An 11,943-nucleotide genomic window follows, 5' to 3' on the forward strand; every position below is an offset into this window, starting at 1 on the left:
AGAATAGGGGCGCCCTGGCTGATCCGCGAATCGTGATTGCCTATGGCTATCATCGGCAATTTCCATCGGGCCTGCTGCGGCTGTTGTTGTAGCAAGCGGGCTCGCCTGCTTGCTACAACGGCCGTTCTTCAGAGTTTGAGTTGGCCGATGGCTTTGTTCAGTTCGCCGGCCAGGGTGGCCAGTTCGTTGCTGGTGGTGGCCGAGTCGACGGTTTGCTGCACGGTGTTTTCGGTCACGTCGCGGATGCTCACCACAGCGCGGTTCATTTCTTCGGCCACTTGGCTTTGCTGTTCGGCGGCGACGGCGATCTGGGTGTTGCTTTCGCGCATCTGGGCCACGGCGCTGGTGATCTCCATCAGCGAGGCGCCGGCCTCTTGGGCCTGCTGTACGCAGTCATCGGCCTTGAACGAGCTCTCTTGCATGAAGTCTACGGCGTCGCGGGTGCCGGCCTGCAGGGCCGAAACCATGAGGGTGATTTCATCGGTGGAGGCCTGCACCCGCTTGGCCAGGTTGCGCACTTCATCGGCCACCACGGCAAAGCCGCGGCCCATTTCCCCGGCGCGGGCCGCTTCGATGGCCGCGTTGAGGGCCAGCAGGTTGGTTTGCTCGGCGATGCTGTGGATCACGCTGACCACACCGTTGATTTTCTGGCTGTCTTCGGCCAGGCGCTGGATCATCTCGGCGGTTTGCTGCACGCCGCTGGAGAGGCCGGCGATGGATTTCTGCACGCGGCTGACCACTTCCTGGCCACTGCCAGCGAGGGTATCGGCGCTTTTCGAGAGGTCACGAGTGGCGCCGGCGTGCTGGGCGATGTGGTAGACCGTGGCGGTCATTTCGTTGATGGCGGTGGCCGCTTGGTCGGTTTCGCTTTGCTGGCCGAGCATGCCGTGGCGCACTTCGTCCATGCTCGCGGCCAGGCGCGCGGCGCCCACGTCCAGTTGCCGGGCGGTGTTGGCCACGGTGCTGACCACGCGCTGATAACCGGCCTGCATGGCGTTGAACGCACTGGCCATCTGCCCGACTTCATCGGTGCAGGCCAGGGGCACGCGGGCGGACAGGTCGCCGGTTTTCTCGACGTGCAGCATCACGTCCTTGAGGGTGTTGAGCTGGCTGAGCAGGAAGCGGATCAGCAGTTGCGAGGCGCAGAGCATGGCGAACATCAGGATGAACACGGCCACCGCGTAGTTGGAAAAACGCTCGCTGAACACCTGCATCAGGCTCGGGGCGAAGGCCAGCACGGCGACTTTCTGGCCGTCGGCGCGGGTTATCACGTTGGCGCCCATCAACGGGTTCTCACCAAAGAACGGCATCGCGTCGATCAGCACCCACTCGTTGGCATCGGCCAGTTCTGGAAGAGCCTGCTCATTGAGGCTGGGGATTTGCCCGGCGCGAAACGCCAGTAAATGCTCGGCCTGGGGCAGCGGTTGGCCGGCGGGCCAGGCCTTGAGCAGGGTGGCTTGGGCCTGGGCCGACTCTTGGGAGGCGTGGGTACGCGACTGTTGTTCCAGTTGCACGGCGTACAGCACCAGCAGCAGGGTGGTGACGAAAGCGACCGCGTTGACGGCCCAGAACTTGTACTTCAACGAGATGTTGCTAAGCCAGGCACCCATAGGAAGGTCTTCTCTGATAGCGGAAACATTTTTGGCAAGGTGCCATTATTGTGCCGCTATCCAGGAAAAGGAACCTTGATATGGGTCAAATGAGGTCGCGGCGCAGGCTGATTCAATCGAGGAAGGGTAGCCCAAAAAAGTCGCGGGCGCAGGCGGTGGTGTGGGCGGCCAGGTCGGCTTCGGCTTCGTCGCGGTGGCGCGCCACTTCGCGCAGCACTTCGCCCAGGTAGGCCGGCTCGTTGCGCCCGTTCTTGGGTTTGGGTCGCAGGGTACGCGGCAGCAGGTAGGGCGCGTCGCTTTCGAGCATCAGGCGCCCACGGGGGATTTCACGCACCAAGGGATGCAGGTGGGTGCCGCGGCGTTCATCGCAGATCCAACCGGTGATGCCGATGTGCAGGTCCAGGTCCAGGTAGCTGAACAGTGCCCGTTGTTCGCCGGTGAAGCAGTGCACCACGGCGGCGGGCAACTGGTCGCGAAAGTCCCGCAGGATCTCCAGCAAGCGTTGGTTGGCGTCCCGTTCATGAAGGAACACGGGCAATTGCAGCTCCACGGCCAGGGCCAGGTGTTGTTCCAGGACTTTTTCCTGTTGCGGGCGCGGCGAGAAGTCGCGGTTGAAGTCCAACCCGCATTCGCCCACCGCGCGCACCGTGGGCGCCTTGCACAAGTCGCTTAGGCGCCGGGCGCTATCGGCGTTCCAGTCGCTGGCGCTGTGGGGGTGGATGCCGGCGGTGGAGAACAACCGTTGGCCGCTGCTGTCCAGTTGCTGGCACAGCTCCAGGGCCTGTTCGCTGCCCTCCACGCTGGTGCCGGTGAGCACCATTTGGCAGACCCCGGCCGCTTGCGCGCGCTCCAGTACGGCCTGGTGCTTGTCGGCGAAACTGGGGTTGGTCAGGTTGACGCCGATATCGATGAGTTGCATGGTGCTACCTCTGCCTCGCGGCCGCAAAGCATATCAGAGCCCCGGTTTTATAAGAAAAGCCAAGAACTACAACGGCTTATCGCGGTCATTTGAGGCCCTTGGGAATGCCTGGGCTGACAGCAGTGCTGTCCATGTGCCAGTCTCGCGTCCTTTTCTGGCTTGGCTGGCCTTGTGTTTATCGCCCGGGATCTCCCGGCCTTACTGATCCCGGAGAGCGGATGACGCGACCCACCCTATGGCTTTTGCTGTGCCTGGCGGCCCTGTTGCCGCTGCCGGCGGCGGCGCGCCTGCCCGGGCCGGTGCAGGCCGTGGCCACGGATAAGGTCCGCGACCTGGCGCAAATCCGCAGCAGCCGGGTGTTGCGGGTGCTGGTCAACCAGAGCCGCAACAGCTCAGGCGAGGTCCAGGGCCAGTCCATTGGCGTGGAGTACCATCGCTTGCGGGCCTTCGAGCAGTACCTCAATGGCCATGCCCGTGATGGCCAGGAAATCAGCCTCAAGATCATTCCCAAAGCCAAGGAGCAGTTGCTCGGTGCGTTGCAGCGCGGTGAAGGCGACTTGGTGGCGCCGGGTGAGTTGCTCGACCCCCATTCCGGCCATGGCGTGAGCACCAGCGAGCCGATTGCCAGCGATGTGCCGCTGTTGCTGGTGGGCATCAAGGGCGAGCGGCGCTACACGCGCCTGGAGCAGTTATCCGGCAAGACCCTGACCCTGGCCACTGGCAGCGCGGCGGCCGGGGCAATCGACCAGATCAACCAGAAACTAGCGCTGCGCAAGTTGCCGCCGGTGCTGATCGAGTGGGTGGACCCCAGCCTGGCGGTGGAGGATGTGTTGGAGATGGTCCAGGCCGGGATCTTTCACCTGACCATCGTCGAGCAACCGATTGCCGAGCGCTGGGGCAAGATCCTGCCTAAATTGCGCTTCGATCGCCAGGTGCTGGTGAGCGAGCCGGGGGAGCAGTACTGGTTTGTGCGCCGCGACGCATCGATGTTGCGCGCCAGCATCGACCGGTTCCTGAAAACCTATCGAGCCCCGTCCGACCAGGACGCCGCATTCCTACGCATCTACCGGCGCTTGTACAAGGTGCACAACCCTTTGGCGCGGGTCACCCGCCAGCGTTTGGAAAAACTGCGCCCGGTCCTGCAAAAACACGCTCGCGAGCAGGGTATGGACTGGCTCAACCTGGCGGCGCTGGCCTTCAAAGAGTCCGCCCTGCAGCCCAGTGCCCGCAGTGGCGGTGGGCCCACGGGGTTGATGCAGATCACGCCGTCGGCGGCCCAGCGGGTGGGGGTCAACAATATCCAGAGCCTGGACAGCAATGTGCAGGCCGGCGCCAAGTACCTGACGTTGATCCGCCGCAAGTTCTTCGCCAGCCCCAAGCTCAACGAGCGTGAGCGCATGGCGTTCGTGCTGGCGGCTTACAACATGGGCCCGGAGCGGGTCCAGGGCATGCGCGCCGAGGCCCGGCGTCGGGGCCTGAACCCCGATCAGTGGTTCTTCCAGGTCGAACGCATCGCCATGGAGCAGGTGGGAATGGGGGCGGTCAGCTATGTTAATAGCGTCAATAAGTATTACTTGGCATTCGACCGGGAACGGGAGTCCTTGGAGCCCGGGACGCAGAAGGTCGTCTCACGCAAGTGATCGAATAATCTGATTGTTATCTCGCGTTTTTAGCGCTTTTAACATTTCGGTTACTGATTAATATGGCGGCCATGCCCCCAACAACACAATGGATGACCCAGCATGAGCACACTGATTAACCGCGTACTGTTCACTCGCGCAGGTTATGGCCTGACGGTCCTGCGCATCTTTGTCGGCATCATCTTCGCTGCCCACGGCTCGCAGAAACTTTTTGGCTGGTTTGGCGGCGGCGGCTTGGCCGGCACGGCGCAGTGGATGGAAAGTATCGGCCTGGCGCCGGGCTACCTGATGGCATCGCTGGCCGGCGGTACCGAGTTCTTCGCCGGCTTGGCCCTGATTATTGGCCTGTTGGCGCGTCCTGCGGCGTTGGGCCTGTCGTTCACCCTGTTGGTGGCGATTTTCTCGGTGCACATCAGCCACGGCCTGTTCATGGCCAACAACGGTTATGAATTCGCCCTGGCGCTGTTGGGCGGCACGATCGCAGTGTTGTTTGAAGGCGCGGGCAAGTTGTCGGCCGACGCGGCGATTGCCCGGTAATTGAGGGGATAAAAGAAGCACCCCTGTGGGAGCGGATTTGCTCGCGATAGCAATGGCAAATTCAGCCTGAATGTCGGCTGAAATCGCCATCGTCGGATCGCCGCGCGAACCAGGCCCGCTCCCACACAAACCTGCACACAGGTTGTTTAGCCCTGTTTGAACAGCTCCTGCGCCCGCCGTCCGATTTCTTCGGGGCTCAGGTCTTCCTTGTGGGTGGAGATGAACCACACATGGCCGAAAGGGTCTCTGAGCGCGCCGCTGCGGTCGCCGTAGAACTGATCCTTGACCTCGGCAATCGCCGTGGCCCCGGCCTTGAGCGCGCGGGCGAACTGGCTGTCAACGTCATTGACGTACAAATGCAGGCCCACCGACGTACCCTGCAAGGCGTCGGGGCCGCCCAGGCCTGATTCGGAGCACGGGGTGGCAAGCATGATGGCGCTGTCGCCGATGCGCAGTTCGGCGTGGCCGACGTCACCGTTGGGCATGTCCAGGCGCATGATTTCGTTGGCGCCGAAGGCTTCTTTATAAAACTCTATGGCTTTGGCGGCAGCCTTGATGCCCAAGTAAGGCGTGATGCTGTGATAGCCCTCGGGGATGGGTTTGACATTCATGGCCGTTCTCCTTTTGGTGGGGGATGGGGGTGAACCTTCATGGTTGTGCAACGTTTTCACTATAGGCGCGGGCATCCGTCACCAGGTTTCAGCCGACGGGGAGCACGTCGGTTAGCGGGATTTCCCACGCTCGCTCGGTTCCAGCAAATGCGCCCCGGGGCCTTGCTCGCCCAGCACATCGCCGAAATTGCGCAGTGGGCAGGCCTCCATGGACAAGCAGCCGCAGCCCATGCAGCCGTTGAGCTGGTCGCGCAGCCACACCAGTTTGTTGATGCGCTCGTCCAGGTCGTTGCGCCACTGGGCAGACAGGTTCTTCCAGTCCGCCGCTGTCGGGGCGCGGCCATCAGGCAGTGCGTGCAAGGCATCGTGAATGGTCGCCAGGGGAATGCCCAGGCGTTGGGCGATCTTGATGAGTGCCACCCGCCGCAGCACTTCGCGCGGGTAGCGGCGCTGGTTGCCTTGGTTGCGGTTGCTCTTGATAAGGCCCTTGGCCTCGTAGAAGTGCAGGGCGGTCACCGCCACGCCACTGCGGGCAGAGAGTTGGCCGACGCTCAATTCCTTGTGCAGCATTTCTTTGGTAATCATGTGGTTTTGCCGCTTGACCTTGACTTAGGTAGAGGTTTTACCCTGCAGGCCTTCAGATCGCAAGGTCTGGCTTCCATGTCGCGAGGGAACGGTTCATGCACGTATCAGAGAACAACCGCAGCTTCACCCAACTGATCGAATTCGAGATCGAACCCCATCAACTGCAAGGGCTGGTCAGCGCCCTGGCCGAGCAATCCGAACATCTGGCCCAGGGGTACGGTGGTTTTCTCAACGCCAGCGTGCAGGCCAGTGAGGATGGGCGCCGGGTGCTCAATTACCTGCAATGGGAATCCCGCGAGGCGGGAGAGGCAGCGTTCGTGCGGTTTGAGCGCGGGGAGGAGGATTTTTGGCAACTGATCCGCGCCTATCACGCCAAGGCTGTCACTTTCGGCTCCTTCCAGGTGCTGCGCAGTATCGAACGCAGCCACGATGACGCCCTGCACTGCAACCTAGTGCACGCGACGGTTTATCCACAGGTGATGTGTGGCGACCCTGCTGCACATGCCAATAGCCACTATCGAGAAGGTTGATTTTTGTCGGTTGCCCCACAGGCGTAGCCTATGGCCATTGCTTCACTGCGATTGCCAGGAGTCTGTGATGAACCGTTTTGCGCTTGCCCTTTCGCTGCTTGGCACCGTGTCATTGGCCGGTTGCGCGACGCCGCCAGGCCCGCAGGCGCGGCCGTTCACTGTGCAGGAAAGCCAGGAGCTGGCGCTCGAGGCCCTGAACCGCCGTGGTTTGTCTTTTGACGAGTACCAGCGCAAACGGGCCGAGTTGCTCAAACCGGCGGCGCCGCACTTGGGTTTCGATCGCCAGGGCGAGATGAATGCCGATCGTAGTGCAGTTTTACGCAGTCGCCCCAGCTGAGCTAACTGTACTGCCGCAAGTTTTGTGCAACTGTGCGTGGGTTTCACCGCGGTGCTCCGATAGGGTCGAGGCCTGAACGACCTTGATGGAATTGCACCATGACGCTCTCGCTGGACTTGCTGTTGGGCTTCGCCCTGTTTGCCTTGGTGACATCGATCACCCCCGGGCCGAACAACACCATGCTGCTGGCGTCAGGGGTGAATTTCGGCTTCCACCGCACAATCCCCCATATGCTCGGTATCACCTGCGGTTTTTTCATCCTGGTGCTGGCGGTTGGCTTTGGCTTGGGTGCTGTGTTCGAGACTTATCCCCTGGTCTACAACGTACTGCGCTATGTCGGCGCGGCGTATCTGTTGTACCTGGCGTGGAAAATCGCCCACAGCGGCCCGGTGTCAGAGGGCGAGCGGAGCGAGGGTAAACCCATCAGTTACCTGGGGGCGGCGGCGTTCCAGTGGGTCAACCCCAAGGCGTGGATCATGGCCATTGGCGCTATCAGCACCTACACCCCGTTGCAGGGTTACTTCACTAATGTGGTGGTGATTGCTGCCGTGTTTGCCCTGATAAACCTGCCCAGCGTGGGCATGTGGGTGGTGTGCGGTACGCTGTTGCGCAATGTGCTGCGCGAGCCTCGTTGGTTGCGGCTATTCAACTGGGGCATGGCGCTGCTGCTGGTGATGTCCTTGTACCCGCTGCTGGCCGATAGCCTGCGGCATCTGCTGGGCTGAAGCCACGACAGCCGCGAAGTCCGTTCTAGAGGGCTTTGCGGCTTTTTTGTGGCGGTTTTTTCGTCATTGCCCCGAGTTTTGGCGCCAGCGCAGGTCGCTTTGCAGGGCCAGGTCCCAGGGCGGCATCGGGCTGAAGCGGCTCTTGAGGTATTCCAGCAGCAAGCGGCTGCGGGAGTTGGCCTGCTGCTCCAGGCGCAGGGCGTAGATGCCGCTGGCTTCGGGCCGGGGCAAGCCGTCGTCGCAGAACAGCGGCAGCAGTTCGCCGCGCAGCAGGTATTGGCTTATCAGCCAGGTGGGCAGGTGCGCGATGCCCAGCCCGGCGAGAGCACCGTCCACCAAGGCTTCGGCGTTGTTGCTGCTCATGCGCACCCGCTGTGGGCGATGAGCCTGCTGCTGACCGTCCACCGTAAAACGCCAGGCGAAGGGCGGCGCCAAACCATCCCAATCGAGGCCATCGTGGTCGCCCAGTTCGCCGGGGTGGGTGGGCGTGCCGCGCCGCTTGAGGTAGGCCGGGCTGGCGCAGGCGATGCGCACCATGCTCGCCAGCGGGGTAGCCACCAGCCGCGTGTCGGCCATAAGCCCGGCGCGCAGCACCAGGTCGACCTTGCCCAAGTGCGCACCCTGCATGTCGACAAAGCTGTCGATCAGGTGCAACTGCACATCCAGCCCCGGGTAGGCCAGCAAAAAATCCGCGATTACCGGTGCCAAATGGCGGCGGCCGAACGCGGCAGGGGCGTCGATGCGGATCAGGCCTTGCGGGGCAGTGCTCAGGGATACCGCTTCGGCGCGGGCCAGGCGCAATTCGCTGACGATACGCCGTGCCCGCTCGGCAAAGGCCAAGCCGGCGGGCGTGGCGCGCACGGCGTGGGTGCTGCGGATGAACAACTGGCTGCCCAGGGCGCTTTCCAGGCTGTCGATACGCCGGGCCACGGCCGATGGGGTCAAGGGGTGGCGGCGCGAGGCGGCGGAAAAACTGCCGGTTTCCAGTACGTCGAGAAACAGGCCGAGTTGGTCGGTGAGTAGGTTTGGATTCACGGAGGGGCTCGCTTGTGCGGATAGCGCATAGCCATTGTGCGTTGCTGTGCGTTTCCAGGCTAGGCCAGGTTGCGTAGCATGCGGGCACCTTGTGAGGAGTGGCCTGTGATTGAGTTAGCGATGTATCTGGCCCTGGGTGCGGCGTTGGGCACCGTGGGCGGGTTGTTCGGCATTGGCGGCGGTTTGATCGCGATCCCGGTGCTGGGCGTGTTGTTCGGCCTGGACCAGCAGATCGCCCAGGGCACGGCGCTGGTGATGGTGGTGCCCAACGTGATGCTGGCCTTGTGGCGTTACCACCAGCGCAACCGCATCGAGCTGCGCCATGTCTTGCCGTTGGCGAGCATGGGTTTTTGTTTTGCCTGGCTGGGTTCGATCTGGGCGGTGGGCCTGGACGCGCGGTTGATGCGCCTGGGCTTTGTGGCGTTCCTGATAGCCCTATCGGTGTACAACCTGGCGCGCATGTTCACCCGCACGGCCGCGCCCTCGGCGCAGATGCGCTATGGCTGGCCTTGGCTCGGTGTGCTGGGGGCCGCTTCGGGGTCGATGGGCGGCTTGTTCGGCGTGGGCGGCGCGGTGGTGGCAACGCCCGTGCTGACCAGCCTGTTCGGCACCACCCAGGTGGTGGCGCAGGGCTTGTCACTGGCCCTGGCGCTGCCGAGCACCGGCGTGACCCTGGTGACCTACGCCCTGCACCAGCAGGTCAACTGGGGAGTTGGCGTGCCGTTGGCCATCGGTGGCCTGCTGAGCATCAGTTGGGGGGTGAAGATCGCCCACGCCTTGCCGGAGCGCCTGCTGCGTGGGTTGTTCTGCGGTTTTCTGGTGGTCTGCGCGGTGATGCTGGCTTTTAAAGTCTGAAGCCTTCGACGATGTGCTCGGCCAGGCATTCGGTGATGGGCGAGTTTTTTTGCGGATGGCGCAACAACATGATGCTGGCGGCGGGCAGTTCCGGCATGCCATCGGCGGCGCCCAGCACCCGCAGGTCATCGGTGACCAGGCTGCCCATATGGGCGGTGACCGCCAGGCTGGCGCTGACCACCGCCATAATCGCCGCCACGCTGGAGCTGTGGTAAGCCAGGCGAAAATCCCGGCCGCAACCCTCCAGCGCTTTGCACGCCCATTGGGTGCAAAAGAACTCCGGGCCGGGCATGGCCAGGGGCAGCACGGTGTGTTCCTCCAGGCAGAACCCCGGCGCGGCGGCCCACACCAGGCGTTCGTGGCGCAGTAATTGGCCGATTTCCTCGCCGGGTTTGCGGGTGATGACGGTCAGGTCCAGGTCCTGGCGTTGCATCAGGATGCTGGAGGCCTCGCAGTGCATTTCGATCTGGATCAGCGGATAGGCCTGGGCGAAGCGCGACAGGATGCCCGGCAGAAACCGCATCACGTAGTCGTCCGGTGTACCGATGCGCACGGTGCCGACCATGTGCGGCTCGCGCAGGGTGTTGAACACTTCGCTGTGCAGCTTGAGGATGCGCCGCGCATAGCCCAGCAGAATCTGGCCTTCGGGAGTGAGCCGCACCTGGCGCCCGTCGCGCTGGAAGAGCTGGCGTTGCAGCACGTCCTCTTCCAGGCGCTTCATCTGCATGCTGACCGCCGATTGGGTGCGGTTGACTACCTCCCCGGCGCGGGTGAACCCGCCCTGGTCGGCGATGGCGACAAAGGTGCGCAGGACTTCGGTGTCGATACTGGGGTAGTGGCTCATTAATCAATCTCTGAGATGTATTGCATCAGAAACATTCGTTTGATTGATCTTAGCCCTGATAACAGACTGCCGTCATCCCCATTGGAGAACAGGATGATGAAAGCTCAACGCGGCTTTTTGGTAGTGACCCAGGCGCCGTGGCGCCCGCTGCTGCAACGGCTCGGCCGCTGGCGCGAGGTGCGCCGAGAGCGGCGGCTGTTGGCGGGGCTCAGCGATGACGCGCTCCGGGATATCGGCCTGAACCCGGCGGATGTGCGCGCCAGCACGGCAGACCCGTGCTGGCGCGACCCTTTGGGCCGCTGACCCTGTCTAGGCGGGGCTCAGCGTTTGACTTGCTTGAGGGTTTCGGCGATCAGGAAGGCCAGTTCTAGGGATTGGTCGGCGTTCATCCGTGGGTCGCAGTGGGTGTGGTAGCGATCCGACAAGCCATCCTCGGTGATTGGCCGGGCGCCGCCGATGCACTCGGTGACGTTCTGCCCGGTCATCTCGATATGAATGCCGCCGGCATAGCTGCCCTCGGCTTGGTGAACCTGGAAGAACTGCTTCACTTCGCCGAGGATCTGCGCAAAATCGCGGGTCTTGTAGCCGCTGCTGGCCTTGATGGTATTGCCGTGCATCGGGTCGCAGCTCCACAGCACCTGCTTGCCTTCGCGTTCCACGGCGCGAATCAGCTGTGGCAAGTGGTCGCCCACCTTGCTGGCGCCCATGCGCGCGATCAGGTTCAGGCGCCCGGGGTCGTTGTCCGGGTTGAGGGTGTCGATCAGGCGGATCAGGTCGTCGGTGTTCATGCTCGGGCCGACCTTGACCCCGATGGGGTTGTTCACCCCGCGCAGGAACTCGACATGGGCACCGTCCAGTTGGCGGGTGCGGTCGCCGATCCACAGCATGTGGGCCGAGCAGTCGTAGTAGTCGTTGGTCAGGCTGTCGCGGCGCACGAAGGCTTCTTCGTAATTGAGCAGCAGGGCCTCATGGGCGGTGAAGAAACTGGTTTCGCGCAGTTGCGGCGAGCTGTCCATGCCGCAGGCGCGCATAAAGGCCAGCGTCTCGTCGATGCGGTTGGCCAAATGGCTGTACTTTTCGGCCAGGGCCGAGTTGGCGATGAAATCCAGGTTCCACTTGTGCACTTGGTGCAGGTCGGCAAACCCGCCCTGGGCGAACGCGCGCAGCAGGTTCAGGGTGGCGGTGGATTGGTGATAGGCCTGGAGCAGGCGTTCCGGGTCCGGCACGCGGCTTTTTTCGTCGAAACCGATGCCGTTGACGATATCGCCACGGTAGGCCGGCAGGGTCACGCCGGCGAGGGTTTCGTCATTGGCTGAACGCGGCTTGGCAAATTGCCCGGCCATGCGCCCGACCTTGACCACCGGGCAACCGGCGGCAAAGGTCATGACAATCGCCATTTGCAGCAGCACCTTGAAGGTGTCGCGGATTTTTGCCGCCGAGAACTCGGCAAAGCTTTCGGCGCAATCACCGCCCTGCAGCAGGAACGCGCGGCCCTGGGTCACTTCGGCAAACTGGCGGCGCAACTCCCGGGCCTCACCGGCAAACACCAGCGGCGGGTAACTGGCCAGGCTTTGCTCGACCCGCAGCAAATGCGCCGCGTCGGGGTAGTGGGGTTGTTGCTGGATCGGCAGGGCACGCCAGCTATCGGGACTCCAGGGTTGGCTCATCGCAGGCTCTAGTGTTTTACGGTGGGAGCGGCATGTTATCAGCAATTA

General features: G+C 63.1%; 14 protein-coding genes. 7 read left to right on the plus strand and 7 right to left on the minus strand.

Going from position 1 to position 11,943, the window contains the following annotated elements:
- Nucleotides 1-128: 128 nt before the first annotated feature.
- On the minus strand, nucleotides 129-1,610 hold the full coding sequence (locus AC19YR_RS02630; protein WP_095107485.1) for a methyl-accepting chemotaxis protein: 1,482 nt from the start codon (nucleotides 1,608-1,610) through the stop codon (nucleotides 129-131).
- A 112-nt stretch (nucleotides 1,611-1,722) separates the two neighbouring features.
- Nucleotides 1,723-2,529: a TatD family hydrolase gene (locus AC19YR_RS02635; protein WP_095107486.1), complete on the minus strand. Its 807-nt coding sequence runs from the start codon at nucleotides 2,527-2,529 to the stop codon at nucleotides 1,723-1,725.
- Between the two features lie 218 nt (nucleotides 2,530-2,747).
- On the opposite strand from AC19YR_RS02635, the gene AC19YR_RS02640 reads away from it, so the two are divergent.
- Nucleotides 2,748-4,169 carry an MltF family protein gene (locus tag AC19YR_RS02640; protein ID WP_500597018.1) on the plus strand — a complete coding sequence of 474 codons (1,422 nt, stop codon included), beginning with the start codon at nucleotides 2,748-2,750 and terminating at the stop codon, nucleotides 4,167-4,169.
- Nucleotides 4,170-4,271: 102 nt separating this feature from the next.
- A complete protein-coding gene (locus tag AC19YR_RS02645; RefSeq protein WP_095107488.1) occupies nucleotides 4,272-4,706 on the plus strand; it encodes a DoxX family protein in 435 nt (144 codons plus the stop codon).
- Nucleotides 4,707-4,852: 146 nt separating this feature from the next.
- Here AC19YR_RS02645 and AC19YR_RS02650 read toward each other — a convergent pair whose 3' ends face one another.
- The gene (locus AC19YR_RS02650) at nucleotides 4,853-5,317 is read right to left on the minus strand and encodes a VOC family protein (RefSeq protein ID WP_500597020.1); all 465 of its coding nucleotides are present in this window, start codon (nucleotides 5,315-5,317) and stop codon (nucleotides 4,853-4,855) included.
- 111 nt (nucleotides 5,318-5,428) lie between these two features.
- Nucleotides 5,429-5,902, minus strand: a complete 474-nt coding sequence (soxR, locus tag AC19YR_RS02655; protein ID WP_095107490.1) for a redox-sensitive transcriptional activator SoxR — start codon at nucleotides 5,900-5,902, stop codon at nucleotides 5,429-5,431.
- A 95-nt stretch (nucleotides 5,903-5,997) separates the two neighbouring features.
- Here soxR and AC19YR_RS02660 point away from each other — a divergent pair, with 95 nt between their 5' ends.
- From AC19YR_RS02660 to AC19YR_RS02670, 3 genes are all read left to right on the plus strand, one after another.
- Nucleotides 5,998-6,432, plus strand: a complete 435-nt coding sequence (locus AC19YR_RS02660; RefSeq protein WP_095107491.1) for an antibiotic biosynthesis monooxygenase — start codon at nucleotides 5,998-6,000, stop codon at nucleotides 6,430-6,432.
- A 67-nt stretch (nucleotides 6,433-6,499) separates the two neighbouring features.
- Nucleotides 6,500-6,769 (plus strand): hypothetical protein, encoded by a 270-nt coding sequence (locus AC19YR_RS02665; protein WP_500597022.1) that lies wholly within the window; start codon nucleotides 6,500-6,502, stop codon nucleotides 6,767-6,769.
- Nucleotides 6,770-6,867: 98 nt separating this feature from the next.
- On the plus strand, nucleotides 6,868-7,494 hold the full coding sequence (locus tag AC19YR_RS02670) for a LysE family translocator (protein ID WP_500597024.1): 627 nt from the start codon (nucleotides 6,868-6,870) through the stop codon (nucleotides 7,492-7,494).
- Nucleotides 7,495-7,557: 63 nt separating this feature from the next.
- Here AC19YR_RS02670 and AC19YR_RS02675 read toward each other — a convergent pair whose 3' ends face one another.
- Nucleotides 7,558-8,529 (minus strand): LysR family transcriptional regulator, encoded by a 972-nt coding sequence (locus AC19YR_RS02675; protein WP_095107494.1) that lies wholly within the window; start codon nucleotides 8,527-8,529, stop codon nucleotides 7,558-7,560.
- Nucleotides 8,530-8,634: 105 nt separating this feature from the next.
- Between AC19YR_RS02675 and AC19YR_RS02680 the strand changes: the two genes are divergently transcribed.
- Nucleotides 8,635-9,384, plus strand: a complete 750-nt coding sequence (locus AC19YR_RS02680) for a sulfite exporter TauE/SafE family protein (RefSeq protein WP_095107495.1) — start codon at nucleotides 8,635-8,637, stop codon at nucleotides 9,382-9,384.
- Here the strand turns inward: AC19YR_RS02680 and AC19YR_RS02685 are convergent.
- Nucleotides 9,374-10,228 (minus strand): LysR substrate-binding domain-containing protein, encoded by an 855-nt coding sequence (locus AC19YR_RS02685; protein ID WP_500597027.1) that lies wholly within the window; start codon nucleotides 10,226-10,228, stop codon nucleotides 9,374-9,376. The two genes, AC19YR_RS02680 and AC19YR_RS02685, sit on opposite strands and share 11 nt — an antisense overlap.
- A gap of 93 nt (nucleotides 10,229-10,321) precedes the next feature.
- Between AC19YR_RS02685 and AC19YR_RS02690 the strand changes: the two genes are divergently transcribed.
- Nucleotides 10,322-10,531, plus strand: coding sequence for a YjiS-like domain-containing protein (locus tag AC19YR_RS02690; protein WP_256576509.1), 210 nt, complete (start codon nucleotides 10,322-10,324; stop codon nucleotides 10,529-10,531).
- A 17-nt stretch (nucleotides 10,532-10,548) separates the two neighbouring features.
- Here the strand turns inward: AC19YR_RS02690 and AC19YR_RS02695 are convergent, their stop codons facing one another.
- Entirely contained in the window at nucleotides 10,549-11,895 is a 1,347-nt protein-coding gene (locus AC19YR_RS02695) for a class II 3-deoxy-7-phosphoheptulonate synthase (protein ID WP_095107497.1), read from the minus strand.
- Nucleotides 11,896-11,943: the final 48 nt, after the last annotated feature.

This window comes from Pseudomonas sp. MF08817, from assembly GCF_059862705.1.

What these genes read in the sequence shown, in the direction of transcription:
- soxR (WP_095107490.1), bottom strand. Translation starts at nt 5,902, where the DNA reads ATGATTACCAAAGAAATGCTGCACAAGGAATTGAGCGTCGGCCAACTC.
- AC19YR_RS02695 (WP_095107497.1), bottom strand. Translation starts at nt 11,895, where the DNA reads ATGAGCCAACCCTGGAGTCCCGATAGCTGGCGTGCCCTGCCGATCCAG.
- AC19YR_RS02645 (WP_095107488.1), top strand. Translation starts at nt 4,272, where the DNA reads ATGAGCACACTGATTAACCGCGTACTGTTCACTCGCGCAGGTTATGGC.
- AC19YR_RS02650 (WP_500597020.1), bottom strand. Translation starts at nt 5,317, where the DNA reads ATGAATGTCAAACCCATCCCCGAGGGCTATCACAGCATCACGCCTTAC.
- AC19YR_RS02630 (WP_095107485.1), bottom strand. Translation starts at nt 1,610, where the DNA reads ATGGGTGCCTGGCTTAGCAACATCTCGTTGAAGTACAAGTTCTGGGCC.
- AC19YR_RS02665 (WP_500597022.1), top strand. Translation starts at nt 6,500, where the DNA reads ATGAACCGTTTTGCGCTTGCCCTTTCGCTGCTTGGCACCGTGTCATTG.
- AC19YR_RS02640 (WP_500597018.1), top strand. Translation starts at nt 2,748, where the DNA reads ATGACGCGACCCACCCTATGGCTTTTGCTGTGCCTGGCGGCCCTGTTG.
- AC19YR_RS02660 (WP_095107491.1), top strand. Translation starts at nt 5,998, where the DNA reads ATGCACGTATCAGAGAACAACCGCAGCTTCACCCAACTGATCGAATTC.
- AC19YR_RS02635 (WP_095107486.1), bottom strand. Translation starts at nt 2,529, where the DNA reads ATGCAACTCATCGATATCGGCGTCAACCTGACCAACCCCAGTTTCGCC.
- AC19YR_RS02690 (WP_256576509.1), top strand. Translation starts at nt 10,322, where the DNA reads ATGATGAAAGCTCAACGCGGCTTTTTGGTAGTGACCCAGGCGCCGTGG.
- AC19YR_RS02670 (WP_500597024.1), top strand. Translation starts at nt 6,868, where the DNA reads ATGACGCTCTCGCTGGACTTGCTGTTGGGCTTCGCCCTGTTTGCCTTG.
- AC19YR_RS02685 (WP_500597027.1), bottom strand. Translation starts at nt 10,228, where the DNA reads ATGAGCCACTACCCCAGTATCGACACCGAAGTCCTGCGCACCTTTGTC.